Source organism: Corallococcus interemptor (assembly GCF_003668875.1).
Classification (GTDB): Bacteria; Myxococcota; Myxococcia; order Myxococcales; family Myxococcaceae; genus Corallococcus; species Corallococcus interemptor.
In genome coordinates this window covers 1-21099 of sequence record NZ_RAWM01000155.1, presented here as the reverse complement: position 1 = coordinate 21099, position 21099 = coordinate 1, and the positions used below count along the sequence as shown (strand labels likewise).

Here is a 21099-nt window from a genome sequence, read left to right as displayed (position 1 = left end):
CGTCTGCTCGGTCATGGTGTCCTCCTGCGTCTGTCCAAGGTGAACCACCCGGGTGGCGCATGGTCCGCGGCCACCCGGGTGGTTCACCTTGGACAGACGCAGGAGGACACCATGACCGAGCAGACGCCCGAGCCCCCCGACCGTGAGCTGCGCAAGCTCAGTCCCTTCGAGTTGAAGGACGAGCTGCTCCAGGTCGCGGACGAGGCCGTGAGGACCCGCGAGGCGGTGATGCTCAACGCCGGCCGGGGCAATCCCAACTGGATCGCCACCACGCCGCGAGAGGCGTTCTTCCTCCTCGGCCAGTTCGCGCTCGCGGAGAGCCGGAGGGCCTGGGACGTGCCCGGCGTGGGGCTTGGGGGCATGCCCCGCTCTCCCGGCATCGCCCGGCGCCTGCATGACTTCCTGGACGCGAGCGATGACGAGCCCGCCGTGCAGCTGTTGCGCGGAGCGCTGACGCACGGCGAGCACACGCTGGGCTTCCACCCGGACCGGTTCGTCTGGGAGCTCACGGACGCTGTCATTGGAGACAACTATCCGGTGCCGGACCGGATGCTCCCCCACGCCGAGCGCATCGTGCAGGAGTACCTGTCGCGGGAGCTGTTCGCGGGGCGGCCTCCCTCCGGCCGCTTCGACCTCTTCGCGGTGGAGGGCGGCACCGCCGCGATGACGTACCTCTTCCACTCGCTGCAGGTGAACGGCCTGCTGCGCAAGGGAGACACCATCGCGCTGGGCGCGCCCCTCTTCACGCCGTACCTGGAGATCCCGCGCCTGGAGGAGTTCCGCCTGCGCACGGTGGACATCCAGCAGAGCGCCACGACGAAGGACGGCCGCCACACCTGGCCAGTACCCGGACGCGGAGCTGCGCAAGCTGGAGGACCCGCGCATCAAGGCCTTCTTCGTGGTGAACCCGTCCAACCCGGGCGCGGTGGCCATGCGGAAGGAGTCCGTGCACAAGCTGGTGGAGCTGGTGCGCAAGCGCCTGCCGGACCTGTTGATCATCACGGATGACGTCTACGCCACGTTCGTCAACGGCTTCCGTTCGCTGGCCGCGGACCTGCCGCGCAACGCGCTGCTGGTGTACTCGTATTCGAAGCACTTCGGCTGCACGGGCTGGAGGCGCGGTATGGCGCCATCTCGCTGCACCCGGGGCGGCTGAAGTTCATTGACCGGATGGTGGCGGACAGCCGGGCCGTGGCGTTGAACCACACGGCGGGGCTGTCCCTGCCGCAGCAGCTGCAGATGTCACTGTTCTCGCTGTTCACGCTCCTGGACAAGGACGACGGCTACAAACGGTATTGCCAGCGCATCTGCCAGGACCGGCTCCGGGACCTCTACCAGGGCATGGGCCTTCCGCTGCAGGAGGATCCGCTGCGCACGGCGTATTACCAGACGCTCGATCTGGAGGCCTGGTGCCGCGAGCACATCGGCGAGGACTTCGTGCGCTTCGTGGAGTCGCACCACGACCCGCTGGAGATTGTCTTCACGCTGGCCCGGCGCTACGGCGTGGTGCTGCTCAACGGCAGCGGCTTCGACGCACCGCCCTGGTCGGCCCGTGTGTCATTGGCGAACCTGGAGGATGAAGCGTATTGCCGGATTGGCCGGGACCTCCGGGATGAGGTGCGTCGCGCCATTGACGCGTGGAAGAAGTCTGGCGCGTTGCATTGAAACACGGGTCACTCCGGATCCAGGGGGATCGCGAAGGACTCATGACCTCAAAGACAGTACCCCTTCCGAGGTAGAGACACCGATCCTCCTTGCCGCCAACCTCCCGGCTCGGACGGAGACGCTCCGCCGTCGAACTCTACAGGGCTGTAGCGAAAGTCCAGACGGACCGTAGCCAACCTGAAAGCGGGCGTGCGCATGTCAGCGAGGTGTGGGGGATGAGTTACCCATCAAGAGAAGAGGAGTGGGCGCTTCACGACCAGGTCTTGAAACGGATGCCGGTCGCATACTCGAAGGTCTTCGCGCTCTTCATGCCGTTTCTGCTGAAGACGCTCGAATCCGAAATGAGGTGCGACCCGGAAGAAGTGCGAGACGCAGCCCTCAAGGCCATCTTCGACTACCTGGGCCGGCCCGAGACCTACGACCGCGACCAGTCGCTCCTGCGCAGCTTCCTGACGCTGGCGGCCAGACGCAACGTATTGGATTCCCTGCGTTCGACCGAGCGCCGGGTCATCCGCGAAAAGAATTTCGCGGACGTCATCGAACTCCGGGCGAGGCCTCCGAATGAAGAGATGGAGGCAGCCGTGGAAACCGCCCTGGCGCTGAAAAGACTCGAACGCCGCAACATGCCGCAGGAGGACCTCGGAGTCCTCCGGCTCGTTCTGCAGGGGGAAAGCTCCACCCTGGAGCTGGCCCGCCCCCTGGGCAAGGAAGGGCTGCCCGAGCCCGAGCGCAAGCGGGTGGTGAAGCAGAACCGCGACCGCCTCCTCAAGCAGCTGAGGCGGCTCGGAAAGGAGGAGGACACCCATGACGAATCCTGACTGGCTGGAGGCCGCGGCCGAACGCGGCGCGCGTGTACCGGAGATGCTGGGCTCCGTGTTCGCATGGTACCGGGACCTGGAAGACCTCTCGGTCCAGGACTTCGCCCGCAGGCTGGGCTGCACGGTGGAGACGCTCTACTGGGTGTCCCTGTGCCGGAAGCCCGAAGGCGCGGCGTTCTCCGAGCACGTGAACCAGATCGCGGACCACTTCGGCATCGACGCCTTCGAGCTCTCCAAGGTCCTGCGTGACATGGAGGCCACCGCCGCGCTCCTGGCGACGGAGAACAGCCCCCTGGAACCAGAGGCACGGGCCGTGCTGATGGCCGCACTCGACCGCGAGAAGAATTCGTGAGGGAACGCTGGTTGCGGGATGCCCTGCGGGTGGCGGGTCTTCCCGACCACGGCACCTTTCCTCGCGCCATCGTCGCGGATGCACAGAAGGTGCTGCAGGTGAGCTTCGTCTCCCTGGACGAAGTCACCACGCACACCGTTCGGGCCTACCTCTCCCGGCGTGGATGGAAATCCATGCCGGACGGCAGTGACCGGGACATGCACGGATGCATCGTGGCCCTGCGGGGCACCGCCTTCCTCTTCTACTCGCGCAAGGATTCGCCCGACGACCAGCGCTTCACGGCCGCACATGAGCTGGCACACTTCGTCCTCGACCACCTGGTCCCGCGGCAGAAGGCACTGCGCTTCTTCGGCGACAGCATCCGTCCCGTCCTCGACCTCCAGGAGCTGCCCACGAAGGAGCAGCTCCTGACCTCGGCGCTCGACGGTGTTCCACTCAAGGCCCAGGTCCATTTGATGGAGCGGGATGACCTGGGTGACATCCACACCGGGGACGTCTTGCGCGTCGAACAACGCGCGGACCGTCTTGCTTTTGAATGGCTTGCACCTGAATCCGTCGCAATGCCGGTCATGAAGCAGGGCCCGCGCGAGGAGCGGGCCGCGCGGCTCCAACGCACGTTTGGTCTGCCCCGCCGGAAGGCTGAAGTCTACGCGCGGGTGCTGGCTCAACGGGAGGGAGCACCGCGCTTCTCCTTGTCCTCGGTGCTGGGTGAAAGGAACCCGGGTTAGCCATGGCGGATCCCCTGGATGACGGCGAACTCGCGGGGGACGGGGACTTCCTCGCGTCCTTCGGCGAAACCCTGTTGCAGACGCTCGACCTGGGGCGGTGGGCGCACGGGTTGGACCTGGAAGACATCATGCGCACCTTCCGGGAGCAGATTGGCGGCGCCATGCGCAAGGAGGATGTGCTCCGCGCCGCCGTGCGCCAGGAGCTGCTGCCGCTCCTGAAGACAGGCCCGCACGCGCCCAAGGGCGCCGGCGTCTACCACGCCACGGAGGCGCAGCTGCGGGCCGTCCATGACGGATACCTGTTCCGGGGCAACGTCGAGGCGGTCAACGGGCGCGCGGTGTCACACGACACGCTGGCCCTGGGCATCACGCAGTTGGGCATCGCGGCGGTCGGCTACGGGGGCTCGTCGGGAACCTTCTCCCAGCGGTTGTTCCGCAAGGAGGTCACGTTCCAGATGGACGACCCGTTCAAACAGGCTCGTGAATACATTGAGCAGCGGGAGGTTCGCTCGCGCAAGGCACCTCGCAACAAGGACAGCCTGTCGCGGCTCGCGACCCGTGGCATTCGCACCTACGCGGAACGGGCCATCTTGGCCGAACGGCTCCAGGCGGAATGGCGCATCGGAATGGGCAATCCGCTGGCGTATGAGCTCATCACCGGCTCCGGCTACAGGACGCTCCTGGACGCATCCCTCGAGATGCTCGCGAACCTCATCGACCGGCAGCAGAAGTTCGTCTTCGTCACGGACAAGCTGGAGCACCGGGGGTTTCTCACGCTGGGGCACTCGCTCGACACCGGCGAGTACGCCATCCTCGAAACCCTGGAGTCCTACGGCCAGGAGATCCTCGAAGGCTGGCGCTATGACGACGAGGGACTCGCGAAGGCGAGCCGGTTCGTCCAGCGCTACTGCCCCCAGGTCGTGATGGGCCTGTACCGCGCTTCGAACAACTCCCCGCCCCGCCTCTTCTACGCACACCAGGAGCATGTCCACTTCGCCGTGCGCATCGCCATGGCGGACAGCATCCTGCGGCCGGAGCAGGGCTACCCCATGCTCCTCGATGTCGCCTCGATGACCTGTCACAGCGTCTTCGGCGAAGACGGCTTCCAGGGCCTGGTCCAGGACGCCTACGCCCAGGCCGATCCCAGCCTCCAGTATCTCAATGTCCGCAAGATGCGCCGCTAGTCCCACCGAGGGGGAACACATCCATGTCTGACAATGGCCGAGGCCCTGGAAACGCGGGCGCGTACCCGCCGCACAACGGCAACCCCATCCGCAATGGACAGGCGCCGCATCCCCTGAACGGAAACATCCGTCCGTCTGGCAATGGGGTCCGGCCTCCAGCCCCCACGGGGGCACGCCCGGGACCTGCGTCCGCGGTGCCGTCTCAGACGCGCCCGGCGCAGGCGCCGCCCACCGCGCCTCCCCCGGGAAACCGGCCTCCTCCCAGACCGAACAGCATCGTCCAGCAGACACCTCCAGAGGTCATCCACGCGCTCGCCGCCGCGCAGAAGGAGGCCCAGGAAGCGGTGAAGGCGGATCCCGAGCTGGCGCTCGCGGTGGGCTTCACCCATTTCGACACCTCCTCCAGCCACGACAACCTCATCACGGTGTTGTCGACGAAGGAGGACGTGCCCCGGCTGGCGTCCCAGACGCTGGTCCGGGTGAAGTCCCGCGAGGACGGCCGGTCCTATCTGGGGGTCGTCGTGAGGGGTCCCTTCGCGGAGCCCAACGCCGTGCCCGCGAACTCGTCCATGGCCATTGGCGTGGTCACGCACGGCAAGAAGCTGACCTATACGTTCGACTATCACGGCCGCGCCGAGGTGGAGCTGCTGGGCGAGGAGGTTCAGGGGACCCTGCATCCGCCTCGCTTCCGGCCTCGCCCGCAGAGCCCGGTCTTCATCCTGGATGAGGAAGAGAGCGCGCGCGTGCTGGGCGTTGGCGGGGACTTGAGCCTGAGCCTGGGCCTCGTGGTGGGCTACGAGGGAATGGAGGCCCGCCTCAACCCGCGGGACAAGTCGGTCCTGCCCCGGCACACAGGCATCATCGGGACGACGGGTGGCGGTAAGTCCACCACTGTCGCCACGCTCATCCACCGCGCCCAGAACGCGGGCATCGCGACCATCGTCTTCGACGTGGAGGGTGAGTACACCCATATCCATCAGCCCACGAACCACGAGGCGATGCTGGAGGCGCTCCGGCGCCGGGGGCACAAAGAAGAAGGGGTGAAGGACCTGCACATCCATCACCTGGACGGGCGCAAGACGCGGAACCCCCGGCACCGCGCTCTCCACCGCTTCTCCCTGAACTTCTCAAGCCTGTCGCCCTATGCGCTGGCGGAGATCCTGGAGCTGTCGGAAGCGCAGCATGAGCGATTCATCAAGGCCTACGACGTCACCAAGCTCCTGCTGCAGGACTTCCGCATCTTCCCATCCGACCCGAAGGATCCGGAGCAGCAGCGGCAGGTAATGGATGTGGATGAGCTGACCACCGGCTATCCCCGTATGACCATCCAGCATGTGCTGGACGTGGTGAATGCATACATCTACAGCCTCAGCGACGAAGGCCGGGCGGAAGGACGCGCCACGGGCACCCGGGCGTCTTCCCGCCGGCGCGCCGCCGTTCAGGAAGACCTGAGGCTCGGCGAGGAGGCCGAGGAGGCACCTCCCCCAACGCCTTCCGGTCCGCAGTTCTACAGCGAGTTCCGGAACAACCCGGGCATGGTCATGCAGCGCGTGTACGCCGCGAGCAGCCGCACGGAGATCAGCTGGAAGGCCCTGGCCAGCAAGCTCTACCGGCTGAAGCGGCTCAACATCTTCGACCGCGGCACGTCCGCGGGCGTGAAGTATGACGCGATGCTCAGCCCCGGGCGGGTGTCCGTCATCGACCTGTCGGACACGGACTCGCCGCAGCTCAACAACCTGGTCATCGCGGACATCCTGCGCGGCATCCAGGAGCGCCAGGAGGAGGCCTACGAGAAGGCCGACCGCGAAGGGGGAGACGTCACGCCGGTCCTCATCATCATCGAGGAAGCGCACGAGTTCCTGTCCGCCAGCCGCATCTCGCAGATGCCCGTCTTGTTCGAGCAGGTCTCGCGCATCGCGAAGCGGGGCCGCAAGCGGTGGCTGGGGCTCGTCTTCGTCACGCAGCTGCCCCAGCATTTGCCCAACGAAGTGCTGGCACTGCTCAACAACTTCATCATCCACAAGATCACCGACGGAGCGGTCATCAGCCGGATGCAGAAGTCGGTGGGCAGCATCGACGAAAGTCTGTGGAGCCGAGTCTCCCGGCTCGCGCCCGGTCAGGCCTTGATGTCGTTCAGCCACTTCACCCGGCCCTTGATGGTGGCCGTGGACCCCGCGCCCGTGAAGCGGCTGCTCGTCGACTAGGTTTGACCTGAAGTCCAGGAACGCCGGGGGCGAGGAGCGATATAGAGCCAGACGTCATGCTCGGCTCCGCGCTCCTTGCCTCCGTCATCGTCGCCCAGGCTCCCGCGTCCCCGGCCTCCCGTGCCGCGGAAACACTGGGCCTGGGCCCTGTCCTCGACTCCGTCGTCCACCAGGGCGTCACCTATGCCGCGCTCGCGCGGGGCGGCATCGCCGTGCTCAAGGTGGACGGCGCGACGCCCCAGCTCGTGCGGCGCATCGAAGAGGGCCGGCGCTTCGTGCGGCTCGTCGTCGTGGGCCAGTCGCTCCTCGCCGTCGAACAGCGCGAGGAGGCCCACGCGTTCTCCCTCGCCACGCCGGAGCAGCCCCAGCCGGACTCACTGGCCTCCGCGCTGGGCTCGGCGCGCGACCTCACCGTCGTCACCCAGGCGCCGCCTGTGCCCCAGGCCCCGCCTCCCACGGCCGTCCCCTCCTCCACCCGCGTCACCGTCACCGCCGTGGACAATGGCGACGTGACGCTCTCCGGGGGCGCCCGGGCCGGCCTGGGGGAAGGCACCCGCGTCCGCGTGCGCACGCAGGACTCCCGCGAGGTGGTGCTGAAGGTCATCGAATCGCGCGAGGACTCCGCCATCGCCCGGCTGGGCCGGGGTGAGAACGTGCGCGTGGGCGACACCGCCGTCGTCACCGACGCTCCCGCCACCGCGCGCCTCTTCTTCCCCGAACCCCAGGTGCCCCGCCTGCGCTACGGCTTCCATGCCCGGCCCTTCCTCGCGCTGGACGCGAAGACGGCTTCGGGCCACTCCGCTCGCGCGGGCGGTCTGCTCCTGGATGCGTTCATCGCGTGGCGGCCGGGGGACCTGCCCCTGGTGCTGAGCGCGCAGCTGGAGCCCGTGGGCTTCGGCCTGGGCACCGGCCTGCGCCACACGCCGGGCTCCGCGTACGCCGCCGCGGCGTACTCCACCGCCTTCCTGGAAATCGGACTCGGCGTGGGCGCGCAGTTCGGTCAGAAGGAATGCGTCACCCTGTTCGACTACGACCCCATCACCTACGAGCCCATCAACGCCCGGGACGTGTGTGACTCCAAGTCGGGGCCGACCTTCCAGCAGGTGCTGCGGCTCGGGGCGCTCGACGGGTTCCACCTCGCGTGGAGCTCCGCCATCCTCTCGCGCGACAACCAGTTCCGCTTCGGCTCCGGGCGCGGCGAGGTGCAGGTGCCCCTCACGCCCAGCCTCTCCCTCTTCGGCGCGGGCGGAGGCTCGGCGAGCGGTTGGAACTTCGGCGAGCTGGGCGTGCGCAGCTTCGTCAAGGGCACCGGCGGCTCCGGCACCACCGTGCTCTCCGCCAGCCTGGGCATCGTGTCGCTCTCCGACGGCACGGGAGAGACCCTCACCGGCCCCGCCATCGCCATCGGCATCGAGCGCCGGCCCTGACGCGTCAGTGGCCGGACAGCATCGACGCGGAGAACTCCTCCGGCACCATCGAGCCGGAGATGGGGAAGTCCTTCGGCGCCCGCTCCCACGCCTTGCCGGCGGCCGGGCTGGCGGCCGCCCGGGGGAGCTTCCCCAGGGCCATGAACGTCAGGGACAGGACGCCCAGCCCCACGGCCCCGGCGGCCACCTCGGCGACGAGGCCCATGCGGCGACGGCTGCCCACGCCCAGCAGTGGGAGCGCGGCGATGGGCGTGGCCACCCACGCCAACCACGTGCGCCAGTTCGCGCGAGCCTGTTGTCTCAGTGCGTCGAATGAAGCCATCGGGACATCCTTCCGGGCAGGAGGGTTGTCCAGGAGGATGGGGATGGACCTGGGTCCAACGAAAGGCCCCCGGCCGTGCTCGCCTGCCTCCTCTTCAGGCCTTGCGCCGCCTGAAGCCGTCTTCACCCGCTCAGTGCGCGCACGCGGGCCGCGAGGCTCTGCGTGAAGAGCCGGTAGATGTGCAGCGAGGCCGCGTCGTGCGTGGCCAGGAAGTGCTGGAAGCTCTCGCGGGTGATGCGCAGCGCGCGCACGGCCGTCTTCGCGCGCACGTTCGCGGACACGGGCCCGTCCTGCACGAGCGAAATCTCTCCCAGGAACGAGCCCGGCCCCAGCGTGTTGAGGTGCCGCGCGTTCGGCTCGTTGCCGGAGAAGACGTCCACCGTGCCCTCCAGCAGCACGAGCAGCCCCGTGCCGGGAGAGCCCTTCTCCAGCAGCACCGAGCCCGGCGTGGCCGTCACGGGCCGCGCCAGCCGGTACAGGTCCTTCATGTCCTCCAGCGGCAGCTCGCCGAAGATGGGAATGGCCTTGAGGAAGCGGTAGCCGCTGGCCTCCGGCACGGTCGCGCCCGCGGCCAGCCGCGCGAGCAGCGCCTCCGCCTCCACGTCCAGGCCCATGCGCCGCAACAGCCGCGCCTTCTCCGTCACCAGGACCGGATCCGCGCGCAGGTGGTCGGAGCTGCTCAGCGCGTCCGCCAGTACCGCGAGCGCCCGGTGCGTGAAGCCGCCAGCGTCCAGCACCTTGCAGGTGCGCAGCACGGCTTCGACGTAGCGGGGATCCTCCGCGAGCACGCCGCCCAGGGCCTCGGCTTCCGCGTGGGCCTGGCCCAGCTCGTGGTAGAGGTCCGCGGCCTCGAAGGGGCGGCCCAGGCGGACCAGGCAGTGGGCCATGGACTCGCGGGCCCCCAGGCCCCGGTAGACCTCCAGCGCGCGCTCCAGCGCCCCGCCCCGCTCGAAGGCCGCCGCGGCCTTCTCCACCTCGCCCGCGCGCAGGTACGCCTCCGCGGCCGCCACGTGCTGACCGCCCTGGGCGTACAGGTCCGCGACGGAGACGTCGTCGCCGCTGCCGTCCAGCAGCCGCGCCGCGCCCGTGAAGTCGCGAGCCCGGCGCAGCACGTCCACCAGCCAGTGGCGCTCCTTCGCCGAGCCCTGCGCGGCCTCCTTGCGCAGGCGTTCGCGCTGCGCCGCGCCCAGCTCCTCGTAGAGCTGCGCCGCGCGCTCCGGCTCGCCTTGCGCCGCCAGGGATTGCACCACCTGGAGCGTGCCGCCCCGCACCGAACCGCCCCGACTGCTGCCCGCCGTATCGCCTGCCATGTCACACGTCCCTTCCCAGGCCCACCCCGTCGGGGCGGCGCGCCCGGTTCCACCAGCGCCTGACTAACCAGGAACCCGGGCGTAAAGCCAGCCTCCACCGGCCCCCCGTGGCCCTGGAGACACCGGGTCCGGTAGGGTCCGGGCATGGCTGTTCCCGTCCTGGCCGGGAGGTTTCCGGACCGCCTCCCCGGGCCCTCGCGCCCCCGTTCCTGGTACCTGGTGGCTCCGTCCGCGGACCTGCGGCCGGGCCAGACCCTGGGCGTCCAGGTGGGTGGCCAGGAGGTAGTGCTCTTCCGGAGCCAGGCGGGCCGGGTCCACGCCCTCTCCGCGCACTGTCCCCACCTGGGGGCCCACCTCAAGCACGGCACAGTCCAGGGCGAGCTGCTGCGCTGTCCGCTGCACCATTGGAGCTTCGACGGAGGGGGCCGCTGCCGCGCCGCGCCCGGGAGGAGCGACGTGTCCGCCCTGCCGGGTCCCCGGGCCTGGCCGGTGGAGGAGCGCTTCGGAGGAGTACTGGTGTTCAACGGCCCCCAGGCGCTGTTTCCCCCACCCGACCTGGAAGGTGGGGAACACGTCTGGAACGTGGGGCCTCCGGTGACGGTGAAGTGCCCCTGGCTGCCGCTGGCGGCGAACTCCTTCGACCTGGAGCACCTGCGCACGGTGCACCACCGGGAGCTGTGGGACACGCCCAGCTGCGAGACGCCGGACCGGTACACCCTGCGGCTGCGCTACACGTCGCGCGTCGTGGGCACCGGCGCGAGCGACCGGTTGATGAAGGCGCTGTCGGGCAACCGCATCCGGGTGGAGCTCACGCTGCACGGCGGCACGCTGATGTCCGTGAAGAGCGACCTGGGCCGGGCGCGGGGGTTGCTGCTCGCCAGCCTGACGCCGGTGGCGGAGGGGACGTCGGTGCGGCTCGCGGTGGCGGCGCGGCAAGGCCGGGTGCCGGGCGCGGCGGCGCTGGTGCTCAAGGTGTCGCGGTGGCTCTACACGTCGTTCCTGCGCCGCGACCTGTCCGTGCTGGAGGACCTGCGTTTCAACGTCGCGACGGCGACGGCGGATCCGGTGATGCGCCAGCTGCTCGACTTCGCGGTGGGCCTGCCCGAGGACGGGGACGATGCGAGCCGATGACGCTCCGCCCATCCCCGCCGCGCTCAATGCCCTGTTGCTCGTCGCGGCGATGGGCGCGGGGGCGCTGTGCCTGTGGACCGCGTCGCACGCGGAGGCCCTCTGGGTGCGGCTGGTGGCGGCCGGGGTCTTCTCCTACGTGAACAACACGGTGTTCTCGCTGTTGCACGAAGCGACGCACGGGGTGCTGCACCCGTTGAAGCGGATCAACGACGGGTTGGGCCGACTGGCGGCGACGTTCTTCCCCACGTCGTTCACGTTGCAGCGCGCCTTCCACCTCACGCACCACCGGCACAACCGCACGGCGCGCGAGCAGTTCGACTACCTGCACCCGGGCGACCACCGCGTCCTCAAGTATGCGCAGTGGTACGTCATCCTGACCGGCATCTACTGGCTGTTCGTGCCGCTGGGCGCGCTGGTGTTCGCGTTGGCGCCGGGCCTGCTGCGCAGGTTGCGAGGTCCGGGCACGCGCTACGGAGAACAGACGGGCGCGGACGCGTACCTGGGACGCTTGGAGGACGCACCGGGCACGGCCATCCGGGCGGAGGTGCTGGGGATGGTGGCGGTGCAGGCGGGGCTCGCCTTCGCGTTGGACCTGACGGTCATGGGATGGGCGCTCTGCTACGCGGCGTTCGCGGTGAACTGGAGCTCGCTCCAGTACGCGGACCACGCGTGGTCGCCGCTGGACGTGCGCGAAGGCGCGTGGGACCTGAAGGTCGCGGCGCCGGTGCGCTGGGTGTTCCTCAACTACCACTACCACCGGGCACACCACCGGCACCCGCAGGTGCCCTGGCTCTACCTGGGCCGCTACGTGGATGAAGGCGTCGAGCGGCCCTCCTTCCTGCGCATCTGGCTGTCCATGTGGCGAGGCCCCCGGCCCTTCCCGGAGCAGTCGAAGTGAGCGCGCTGTTTGGCTGGCCGGCCTCGGGGGAACTGAAGCGCACGAGCGCCATGGCCTGCGGCTTCGCGCTCTTCTTCCTGGCGGTGTACGGCGGCGCGAGCTGGGTGACGGGCTTCTATCCCGGCGGTCTGCGGGTGGACCTGCCGGTGGAACAGCACATCCCGTTCGTTCCCGGCTGGGCCGCCGTGTACGTCAGCATGGACGTGCTGCTGCTGCTGTCCCTGTTCATCTTCCGGACCTGGAGACAGATGCTCCCCTTCGCGCTGGCGCTGTGCGCGGAGACGGTGCTGGGAGCCCTCTGCTTCCTCGTGTTGCCGGTGGAGGTGGCGTGGCCCCCGCGCGCCGTCACGGGAGTCTGGGCCTCCGTCTTCCAGGCCGCGGACACGATGAACCTGGAGCGCAACTACCTGCCCTCGCTCCACGTCGCCTTCGCCTGCACGGCGGCCCTGGCCTACCGCGAACGCTCCGGCCCGGTGGCGAGCACCCTGTTCACGCTGTGGGCGCTGGCCATCGCGGCCTCCACGCTGCTCATCCACGAGCACCACCTGGTGGACGTGTTCGCGGGAGCGTTGCTCGCCTGGGGCACCTGGCGAGTCGTGGCGCCCCGGGTCCGGAGGGAGTCGTTCCTCGAAGCCGTGCGGGTGGAAGCCCTCTGCGCGCGGGAGATGTACCGCTTCGCGCGGAGGCATCCGCGCTACGGCCTCATCGCGCTCGTGCTGTATCAACAGTCGATAGGACGCTGGAGCAAGGCACGAAGGGCACGGGTGGGCTTCTGCTTCCTCCAGATGGTGGATGACGTGCTGGATGGAGACCGCCCGGTTGAAGGCGAACCGCTGGACGCCATCGACGCGCTCCTGCGCACGCTGGAGACCGGAGCCCCAGGCCCCGCGACGGAGTTCCACGACACCGCTGTGGCACTGGGCAGGGCACTGCTCGCGGAGCTGACAGCCCGCGAGCAGGTGTTCGAGCTGGTGCGCACGATGCGCAAGGACCGCGAACGGGTGCGCGATGGGCGCTGGTGGGACGCGGAGACACTTCAGGCCCAACTCGGAAACACCTTCCGGCTGTCCGTGGGCTTGATGCTGAACGTCGCGGACGCTCGGGTGCGAGCCGAGGACGCCCCTTCCCTGCTCGCGGCATTGGGTTGGTGCTCCGTGATGCGCGACCTGCGCGAGGACCTGGCCCAGGGCCTCTTCAACGTCCCCAAGGACGTCGCGGAGGAGGTGCGCGCCCAGGGGCATGATCCGGCGGACTTCGATTCGCTGCTCGCGGCGGAGGCCGGGCGGGCCTGGGTGCGCGCGGAGTACCAGCGGGCCCGAGCACTGCTGGACCGCTCCGCGAAGGAGCTTGCCCTCCAGGACGGCAGGCCCGGAGTCGCGCTGCTGCGCCTCTTCCACAGGTCGGTGGAGTCCTTCTGGGCCCGGAAGCTGCCGCGTCGCATGCCCTTCCTGCGTGAGGTGCCGGCGCTCGGAATCTCCTGAGTCCTTCACTCGAAGTCGTCATCCCATCGCGAGGAGTGAGGCCACCCAGCGCGACGCGGCGCATGCGTTGACGCGAAGCGAGCAGAGGCATCTGCTGAGCGCATGTCCGACTCCGTTTCCAGCGCCCGTCCGGTGGATGTCTCCGAGCGGTTGCCGCTCCTGGACGTGCTGCGAGGCTTCGCGCTGTGGGGGGTCTTCGTCTCGAACAGCTTCGCCTGGTTCAGCGGCCGGGTCCTGATGCCGCGCGAGCAGGCCCAGGCACTGGCGGCGCCGCCCTTCGAGTCAGCCGTCAGCGCGCTCTACCACTTCTTCGTGAACCAGAAGTTCGTCACGCTCTTCGCCTTCCTCTTCGGGCTGGGGTTCTCCATCCAGTTGAAGCGCGCCGAGGGCCGAGGCGCCTCCGTCGTCCCGGTGTACTCCCGGAGGCTGCTGGTGCTGCTGGGCATCGGGGTGGTGCACCTCACCGCGCTGTGGGCCGGAGACGTGCTCTCCACGTACGCGCTGTTGGGCTTCGCGTTGCTCCTCTTCCGGGACCGTTCGGACCGGACGCTGCTGGCGTGGGTGGCGCTGTCCGTGCTGGTGGTGCCGCTGCTGGTGCCGGCGCTCCTGCACTTCGGTCCCATCCTGCTGCACGGAGCAGAGGCCGCGGCCGCGGCCGCGAAGGCCACCGAGGCCCTGGAAGCCCAGTCGCGCAAGCAACTGCTGCTGGGACTCGCCAGTGACTCGCTGTGGACGACGCAGGCCGCGAACGCGAGCTTCCTCCAGTACATGCTGCCCACGCTGAAGCGGCTGCTGTGGATGATCTTCATCCTGGGCCGTTTCCTGCTGGGGCTGCTCGCGGGCCGGCACCTGTTGCTCCAGGACGTGGAGCGCCACCGCGCCGTGCACCGGAAGCTGCTGGGCTGGGGGCTGGTATTGGGAGTGCTGGGAAATGGCGCCGGAGTGGTGGTGCAGCACCTGCGGGTCGCGGGGGTATTGGACCCGGCCAAGGCCCACTGGATGTTCACGCTGTCGGCCATCCAGGAGATGGGCTACCTGGGGCTCGCGGCGGCGTACGTGGCGGCCTTCGCGCTGCTCTTCCAGAAGGAGCGCTGGCGCAGGTGGCTGGGCGTCCTGGCGCCGGTGGGGCGCATGGCGCTCACCAACTACCTGATGCAGACGGTGGTGAGCCTCTGGCTGTACGACGGCTGGGGATTGGGGCTCATCGGCAAGCTGCCGCCGTCACGCTGCGTGGCGCTGACCCTGTTGGTCTTCGCCATCCAGATTCCACTCAGCCGCGCCTGGCTGTCGCGCTTCCGCTTCGGCCCAGCCGAGTGGCTATGGCGCTCGCTCACCTACGGCCAGCGCCAGCCCATGCGGCTGACGCTCAAGCCGTCGCCGGCCGGCGTCCCCGGCGTCCAATGAAGAACCCCGCGCCGAGCGCGGCGACAGCGACCAGGGCCCCGAAGCCCAGGGCCGCGTTCTTCACCTTGGTGAGCAGGGGGTTGTCGAACACGTTGGTGGAGTAGTGGAACGCGGCGATGAGCCACCGGTCGCCCTCCTTCACCAGCGTGCAGGTCCACCGTCCATTGACGACGAGGTCGGTGCCATCGTTGAGGATGTAGTGGTCCAGCGACGAGCCATAGGCGACGCCCGAGTTGCCATACAGGCGCGTGAGCGCATCCACGTCAAACTTCGCGTTGATCTTCTTCACGACGCTGTCCGGGCCACCCAGCATCTGGGCGTAGTAGGCGCGGATGGCGTCCTTCCCGACGCGAACGTCATTGTTCATGGTGGAGAACACGACGTCCGGGTGCAGGTGCGACAGCAGCCGATCCAGATCCTGCTTGTTGAGCGCATCCTCCATGTCCTGCTTGATGGAGCGAAGCGCCTGGTGCGTCGCCTCGTCGCCAGAGGCCACGGCCGCCGGGGCCACGGCATCCTGGGCCCCCGACACGAAGGGGACCGCGACGAACAGCAACGCCAGGAGACCTACGAACCGGGTGCGCACCATCGAAGCTCCGTGAAAGACGAGGAAGGCGCGCATCCTAGGCAGGTCCCCCGCCGTTCGTTAACAAACCCCTGCACCCCAAAGTTCTCCGTGACGCCCGCCCGGGGGCGGTTGCCAAAAAACCTGTCCGACAGTCGGACAGGTTTTTTTCGTCCGGCTCCGGAAGGGGCCTCACGCGTCAGTGTCAGACCCCTGTGGTTGGATGGCGATGCTGGGACGAGGAGGGGGAATGGGGATGGGGCATGGCGGGCTCGTGGCGTACGTGGAAGCACAGATTGAGCGCGACATCGCGCTGGGCAGGCTGCACCCGAGCGGGCAGTTCGGCTCGGAAGCGAAGCTGGCGCGGCACTATGACGTCTGCCGGGGCACCATCCGTGAAGCGCTGCGGCGGCTGGCGGCGCGGGGCGTGGTGGTGCAGCGGCCTGGACGCAAGACGCGCGCGGTGCCGTTGGATGAGTCGCTGACGCTGGAGAACCTGGGCTTGGCGCTGCATGACACGCGCTCGCCGGACGCCCGGTGGCTCTTGGAGGGCTACTTCAGCCTCCGGCGGCAGGTGCTGGTGGAACTCCTGTCCGACTGCTGCGCACGGGCTTCCATGCGGGACCTGGACCAACTGGGGAGCATCTGCTTCGGACTCTGGGACGCGGCGCGCTGGGAGTCAGGGGCTTACTGCGCCCAGGTGGAGTTCGAATTGCTGCGGCTGGCGGCCCGGGTGGCGGACCGGCCCGGGCACGTGCTCCTCGTGCAGTCCCTGCAGCGGGCCTTCATGGTCGGCGCGGCCCAGCTGCTTCCCCTTCTGGGCGGTGAGCCGCTGCGCCAGTGGGTGAACTGCGCGAAGGATGCCCTGCACGATCGCGATACACGGGCCATCCAGCACGAGCTGCCGCTGCTGATGAAGGCACACGATGACCGTGTGCTGGACGCCTTCGCTCCTGTTACCCAGAAGCAAGCGTCCCCCAGCGCCCAGGAAGAAGGCTCTGGGAGCGAACTTGGCGCTGCCGCGCCCGAAGAAGCCCTCCAGACCGAGTGTTTCTCCGGTAGAAATCTCGAATCTCCGCTCTCAATCCATGCTGAGCAGGAGGGCCTGGAACCTTCCCCAACGACGTTGGAGTGCCTCTCGACTCAAGAGAGCAGCATCACACCTCAACGAGCTGCCAACATACTGGTCGTACCCCATCCCACGGCCCCTGGGATGAATGCTCACCTTGAGGGTCTCGGGATGGATACCCAGCAGATCGAGATCGAAGAGCGTGTGGATGTCAGCGCGCAGGAGCAGTCCGTTGGAGGGATGGTTGTCCTTCGCTCCCCGGTACGGGGCAATGTGTGCAGCCTCCAAGAGGTCCACGAGACCGCAGCCGGTGATCCCGCAGGTATCGTTGAAACGCTCCCGAAGCTTCTGCCGGAATGACGCCTGCCCACGGCGGGCACGGATGGCTCGCGTGATGCGCTCGCGCGCGTCAACGTCATTCAGGGAATAGGGCTCCTCTGCCGCGTCCTGAACCAGTAGCGGTTCATGAACGACGGACGCTGCAAGTCCCGCCAATGGCTCAATCAGGGGGGCGGCGGTGTCACCCAGAAGCGAATACGCGACTTCCTGCATTGCCAACTGCCCGTTGCGGCGGGGGCACGCGCGGCGAACGTGCGCAGTCGGAACTCCTGCAGGCACCGGCCTGAACGAACCGTCGAACCACGCGACGTATTGCGTGCAGGGCACGCGCTCCTCCACGGGGGTGTCGAACGTATGTCCCTCCCTGCATCGGAATGCGGGTTGCGCTCGCTTCCGAACCTTGATCGTCGCAACATTGCACTTCGGGCACCGCTGAAGCGTCTTGGATGCCTCCGTCTGCTCGATCCGCCCAATCCGGCTGACTCCGAGGACCTGCTTCCGGTCACAGATGATGAGCAGGTCTCCCTGGCTCAACTGCAGATGGTTGGGGACGAAGTTGTCATAGCGGTAGAGCCGCTCCAGTTCATCCGCATAGCCCTGATTGCCTCTGTACTCACGCTCTTCTCCGAGGGAGAGCACCAGCCAGAACCTGTTCTGCTCCATGCCGCCAGTGGAGCGGCGGGGGCGGTACAGGGTGAAGGATGCGTCAGGTAGGCATCTCGGCACTGGACTGGCGGCTCAGGCTCCCTCTTCGGAGGTATGGCCAAGGGGAGTCCAACAGGCGTGTAGTTCCCACGAGCCGCCAGACTGTTCTCACGGCTGCGATGCAGGGGGGCAATACCGTGGACGCCAATCAATTGCTGGAGCTGGTCAAGCGCTATCAGGACTCCAAGGCCTTCATCTCCAACGAAGAGACCGCCAAGCAGGCGCTGGTGATCCCCTTCATCCGGCTGCTGGGCTACGACCCGGGGTTCCCTCGGGAGGTCCGCCTCGAGTACTCGGCGGACTTCGTCCAGGGGGATGGCAAGAAGCTCCCGGACCGGATGGACTTCGCCATCTTCGACCAGACGGGACAGAAGCCACTCATCGTCATCGAAACCAAACCCCTGGGCACGGACCTCAAGTCACGCGCCCAGCAACTGGCCCGCTACCTCTCCCAGCTCCCGGAGCTCCACTTCGGCATCATCACGGATGGGTGCCACTACCTGTTCTTCGGAGACCTGGAGAACCCCAACGTCATGGACCCCGAGCCCTTCTTCACGTTCTCCCTGGAGGACACGAAGTCGGATTGGGCCAAGGTCGCGAAGTTCCTGTCCAAGTTCAGCCGCGAATCCTTCAACGCCACCACGCTCATCACCGACGCGGAGAACAGCCGCTACCGCCAGGGGATGATCGACAAGCTCTCCGCCGCCCTGAAATCCCCCGGTGAGCACGAAGGCTTCCTCAAGTGGCTCACCGAGGACATCTACAAGGGCAAGCGGACGACCGCAGTGATGGACCGCCTCGCGGAGGTCGCGAAGGAGGCCATCGAGCCCACCCTCCTCCGGGTCATGGGCGATGACTTCCTCGACAAGCTCAAGGAACGCATCCAGCGCCTGAACGAAGGCGTGGAGCCGGCCACCGCCAAGGAGGGTCCCAACGTCGTGAAGGCCGATAGCGCGAAGCCCTTCGACTCGGAGCCCCGCGCCACGGGCGACGACAGGGCGCGTGCCGCCGTGGAGACCACCGAGGAGGAGCTGGCCTTCTTCGGCGTCATCCGGGACATCTGCACCAAGAACGGCCATGCCGTGGAGGACGTCCTCTACCGGGACACGTCGAGCTACTTCAACGTGTCGTTCAAGAAGCCCACGAAGTGGTTCGTGCGCTTCTTCGGCAATGGCAAGCGCAAGAGCATCGCCACCTGGGTTCCCGTCGACGAAGCGAAGACCCTCGCCGCGGGCTTCGAAGTCGAAGCCGCCCCCTCCTCCCTCGCGGTGAGCCGCGTCTACATCCAGTCGATTCCGGAGGTGTGGGCCCTGAAGGCGCTGGTCGCCCGGAGCCTGGAGCTGTCCCTGTCGGCCAAGGAGGAGGCCCCCGTGGAGCCCACGCTCAAGGTGGTCGCCAGCTTGTAGCGGCCCTACACCGCGGGCAGCGGCTTCACCGTGAGGCCCTTGGACGACAGGAACTCCGGGTTGAAGACCTTGGAGGCGTAGCGGCTGCCGTGGTCACAGAGGAACGTGACGATGCGCAGCCCCTGGCCCTGGTGCTTGCGCGCCACCTCCCAGGCGGCCCTCACGTTCAGGGCCGCGGAGGTCCCCACCACCAGCGCGTCCTCGCGCGCCAGGTGGTAGAGCATCTCCAGCATGTCCTGGTCCTCCAGGCGCATCGCTTCATCCACGCGCGCCTGCCGGAAGTTCTCCGTCAGCCGCATGATGCCAATGCCTTCCGTGATGGAGCTGCCCGCTGTCTCCATCTTCCCCGTGCGCACCTGGCAAAAGAGCCCCGAGCCCGGCGGATCCACCAACACCACGCGCAAGGCAGGGTTCTTCTCCTTCAGGTAGCGGCTGGTGCCGGACAGCGTGCCGCCGCTGCCCACCGACGCCACCAGCACGTCCACCTTCCCTTCCGCCTGCTCCCAGATCTCCGGCCCCGTCGTCTGGTAGTGGAAGTCGCCGTTCGCCGTGTTCTCGAACTGGTTCATCCACGCCCAGCCGTTCGCCTCCGCCAGGGCCCTCGCCTGATGGAAGAAGTGCGAGGGATTGGAGAACGGCACCGCCGGCACCCGCCGCACCTCCACGCCCATTGCCTCCAGGTACTCGTATTTCTCTCGCGCCTGGTTGTCCGGCATCGTCACCACCACGCGGTAGCCGCGCTCGCGCCCCAGCAGGCCCAGGCCGATGCCCGTGTTGCCCGCCGTGCCCTCGACGATGGTGCCTCCGGGCTTCAGCTGCCCCGTGGCTTCCGCGCGCTGGATCATGCCCTTGGCGGCCCGGTCCTTGATGCTCCCGCCCGGGTTCATGAACTCCGCCTTGGCGACGAGGTCACAGCCCGTCTGGCGGCTGAGCGACCCGATGCGCAACAGCGGCGTGTTCCCCACCGCGTCCCAGAGCGAACCCATTCGTGGCGCCATGTCTGTCCCTCTCCCGAACTACAGCTTGCGCATCCGCACGCGGCGGACCTTGTGGTCGCTGCCCTTCACCAGGATGAGCCTCGCCCGGGAGCGCGTGGGCGCGATGTTCTCCGCCAGGTTCGGGCCGTTGATCTCCGCCCACACCGACGCGGCCCGGGCAATCGCCTGCTCGCGCGTCAGTTCGGAGAAGCGCCGGAAGAAGGACCGCTCGTCCCGGAACGCCGTCTCCCACAGGCGCAGGAAGCGCTCCACGTACCAGTGGCGGATGTCCGTCTCGCTCGCGTCCACGTAGATGGAGAAGTCGAAGAAGTCCGACAGGAACGTCTGCGGCAGCCGCCCGCCCTCCACCGGCCCCGTCTGCAGGACGTTGAGCCCTTCCAGGATGAGGATGTCCGGCTGCCGGATGGACTGCGCCTCCTCCGGCACGATGTCGTAGACGAGGTGCGAGTACACCGGCGCCGTCACCTCCTCGCGCCCCGCCTTCAGCTCCGCCAGGAAGCGCACCAGCGCTCTGCGGTCATAGCTCTCCGGGAAGCCCTTGCGGTTCATGATGCCCCGCTCGTTCAACACCCGGTTCGGATAGAGGAACCCGTCCGTCGTCACCAGCGCCACGCGCGGATGATCCGGCCAGCGCGCCAGGAGCGCCTGGAGGATGCGCGCCGTGGTGCTCTTGCCCACCGCCACGCTGCCCGCGATGGCGATGATGAACGGCACCTTGCGCACCGAATAGCCCAGGAACGCCTGCTGCGCCGCCCACAGCGACTGCGCGGACGCCACCTGCAGGTGCAACAGGCGCGACAGCGGCAGGTAGACGTCCTCCACCTCCTGGAGGTCCAACCGGTCGCCCAGGCCGCGCAGCCGCTCCACCTCGTCCGCCGTCAACGTCAGCGGCGTGGAGGCCCGGAGCTGGCGCCACGCGTCGCGGTCCAGGTCGACGTACATCGATGCGGCGCGGGGCTTGGTCACGGACATGCCCCCCAGCTTGAACCAGACCACCCCGGATCCGGCAAGTGAAGGTGACAACAGGTCTTCCCCGCGAGTCTTGACAGCAAGACTTTCCCGTCCCCAACGTGCCCCTCCCGAGGTCCCCGCG

General features: G+C 68.2%; 20 protein-coding genes and 1 pseudogene. 15 read left to right on the top strand and 6 right to left on the bottom strand.

From position 1 onward, the window contains the following. The 9 genes from D7X96_RS41285 to D7X96_RS34245 all read left to right on the top strand — a co-directional run. Positions 1-1008: PLP-dependent aminotransferase family protein (locus tag D7X96_RS41285; RefSeq protein WP_502260792.1), on the top strand; the 1008-nt coding region annotated here is incomplete at its 5' end. Beyond that, positions 899-1156, top strand: a complete 258-nt coding sequence (locus D7X96_RS41280; protein ID WP_306449848.1) for an aminotransferase class I/II-fold pyridoxal phosphate-dependent enzyme — start codon at positions 899-901, stop codon at positions 1154-1156. The genes D7X96_RS41285 and D7X96_RS41280, both read left to right, overlap by 110 nt. A gap of 14 nt (positions 1157-1170) precedes the next feature. Continuing rightward, the gene (locus D7X96_RS41275; RefSeq protein WP_233609900.1) at positions 1171-1665 is read left to right on the top strand and encodes a PLP-dependent aminotransferase family protein; all 495 of its coding nucleotides are present in this window, start codon (positions 1171-1173) and stop codon (positions 1663-1665) included. A gap of 272 nt (positions 1666-1937) precedes the next feature. Continuing rightward, entirely contained in the window at positions 1938-2483 is a 546-nt protein-coding gene (locus tag D7X96_RS34270; RefSeq protein ID WP_121771643.1) for a sigma-70 RNA polymerase sigma factor region 4 domain-containing protein, read from the top strand. Beyond that, positions 2470-2835, top strand: coding sequence for a hypothetical protein (locus tag D7X96_RS34265; RefSeq protein ID WP_147468465.1), 366 nt, complete (start codon positions 2470-2472; stop codon positions 2833-2835). Before D7X96_RS34270 ends, D7X96_RS34265 begins: the two co-directional genes overlap by 14 nt. 29 nt (positions 2836-2864) lie before the next feature. Then, positions 2865-3563 (top strand): ImmA/IrrE family metallo-endopeptidase, encoded by a 699-nt coding sequence (locus D7X96_RS34260; protein ID WP_147468464.1) that lies wholly within the window; start codon positions 2865-2867, stop codon positions 3561-3563. Positions 3564-3565: 2 nt separating this feature from the next. Beyond that, positions 3566-4747 (top strand): hypothetical protein, encoded by a 1182-nt coding sequence (locus D7X96_RS34255; RefSeq protein ID WP_121771641.1) that lies wholly within the window; start codon positions 3566-3568, stop codon positions 4745-4747. A gap of 23 nt (positions 4748-4770) precedes the next feature. Then, complete coding sequence (locus tag D7X96_RS34250; protein ID WP_121771640.1) at positions 4771-6951, top strand: ATP-binding protein; 2181 nt, start codon at positions 4771-4773, stop codon at positions 6949-6951. 56 nt (positions 6952-7007) lie between these two features. Continuing rightward, positions 7008-8378: a hypothetical protein gene (locus tag D7X96_RS34245; protein WP_121771639.1), complete on the top strand. Its 1371-nt coding sequence runs from the start codon at positions 7008-7010 to the stop codon at positions 8376-8378. 4 nt (positions 8379-8382) lie between these two features. Here D7X96_RS34245 and D7X96_RS34240 read toward each other — a convergent pair whose 3' ends face one another. Both D7X96_RS34240 and D7X96_RS34235 read right to left on the bottom strand, forming a co-directional pair. Beyond that, a complete protein-coding gene (locus D7X96_RS34240; RefSeq protein ID WP_147468463.1) occupies positions 8383-8700 on the bottom strand; it encodes a hypothetical protein in 318 nt (105 codons plus the stop codon). Between the two features lie 122 nt (positions 8701-8822). Beyond that, complete coding sequence (locus D7X96_RS34235; protein WP_120550336.1) at positions 8823-10010, bottom strand: cyclic nucleotide-binding domain-containing protein; 1188 nt, start codon at positions 10008-10010, stop codon at positions 8823-8825. Positions 10011-10154: 144 nt separating this feature from the next. Here D7X96_RS34235 and D7X96_RS34230 point away from each other — a divergent pair, with 144 nt between their 5' ends. The 4 genes from D7X96_RS34230 (at position 10155) to D7X96_RS34215 (ending at position 14924) form a co-directional block, all read left to right on the top strand. Beyond that, positions 10155-11141, top strand: coding sequence for a Rieske 2Fe-2S domain-containing protein (locus D7X96_RS34230; RefSeq protein WP_120550337.1), 987 nt, complete (start codon positions 10155-10157; stop codon positions 11139-11141). After that, on the top strand, positions 11128-12039 hold the full coding sequence (locus D7X96_RS34225; RefSeq protein ID WP_121771638.1) for a fatty acid desaturase: 912 nt from the start codon (positions 11128-11130) through the stop codon (positions 12037-12039). Before D7X96_RS34230 ends, D7X96_RS34225 begins: the two co-directional genes overlap by 14 nt. Then, entirely contained in the window at positions 12036-13520 is a 1485-nt protein-coding gene (locus D7X96_RS34220; protein WP_121771637.1) for a phosphatase PAP2 family protein, read from the top strand. Before D7X96_RS34225 ends, D7X96_RS34220 begins: the two co-directional genes overlap by 4 nt. Before the next feature lie 102 nt (positions 13521-13622). Beyond that, positions 13623-14924 carry a DUF418 domain-containing protein gene (locus tag D7X96_RS34215; protein ID WP_121771636.1) on the top strand — a complete coding sequence of 434 codons (1302 nt, stop codon included), beginning with the start codon at positions 13623-13625 and terminating at the stop codon, positions 14922-14924. On the opposite strand, the gene D7X96_RS34210 is transcribed toward D7X96_RS34215, so the two are convergent. Then, positions 14887-15513, bottom strand: a complete 627-nt coding sequence (locus D7X96_RS34210) for an SgcJ/EcaC family oxidoreductase (protein ID WP_120550356.1) — start codon at positions 15511-15513, stop codon at positions 14887-14889. The genes D7X96_RS34215 and D7X96_RS34210 overlap by 38 nt on opposite strands. Before the next feature lie 226 nt (positions 15514-15739). On the opposite strand from D7X96_RS34210, the pseudogene D7X96_RS34205 reads away from it, so the two are divergent. Beyond that, a pseudogene (locus D7X96_RS34205) lies at positions 15740-16472 on the top strand (FadR/GntR family transcriptional regulator); the annotation flags it as partial. A gap of 98 nt (positions 16473-16570) precedes the next feature. Here the strand turns inward: D7X96_RS34205 and D7X96_RS40555 are convergent. Beyond that, positions 16571-17110, bottom strand: a complete 540-nt coding sequence (locus D7X96_RS40555) for an HNH endonuclease (RefSeq protein ID WP_208647422.1) — start codon at positions 17108-17110, stop codon at positions 16571-16573. Between the two features lie 629 nt (positions 17111-17739). Between D7X96_RS40555 and D7X96_RS34195 the strand changes: the two genes are divergently transcribed. Further along, the gene (locus D7X96_RS34195; protein ID WP_120550358.1) at positions 17740-19008 is read left to right on the top strand and encodes a type I restriction enzyme HsdR N-terminal domain-containing protein; all 1269 of its coding nucleotides are present in this window, start codon (positions 17740-17742) and stop codon (positions 19006-19008) included. 5 nt (positions 19009-19013) lie between these two features. Here the strand turns inward: D7X96_RS34195 and D7X96_RS34190 are convergent, their stop codons facing one another. Both D7X96_RS34190 and coaA read right to left on the bottom strand, forming a co-directional pair. Further along, positions 19014-20006 (bottom strand): cysteine synthase A, encoded by a 993-nt coding sequence (locus D7X96_RS34190; RefSeq protein ID WP_121771635.1) that lies wholly within the window; start codon positions 20004-20006, stop codon positions 19014-19016. An 18-nt stretch (positions 20007-20024) separates the two neighbouring features. Next, positions 20025-20978 (bottom strand): type I pantothenate kinase, encoded by a 954-nt coding sequence (gene coaA, locus D7X96_RS34185; protein WP_120550359.1) that lies wholly within the window; start codon positions 20976-20978, stop codon positions 20025-20027. Positions 20979-21099 lie beyond the last annotated feature (121 nt).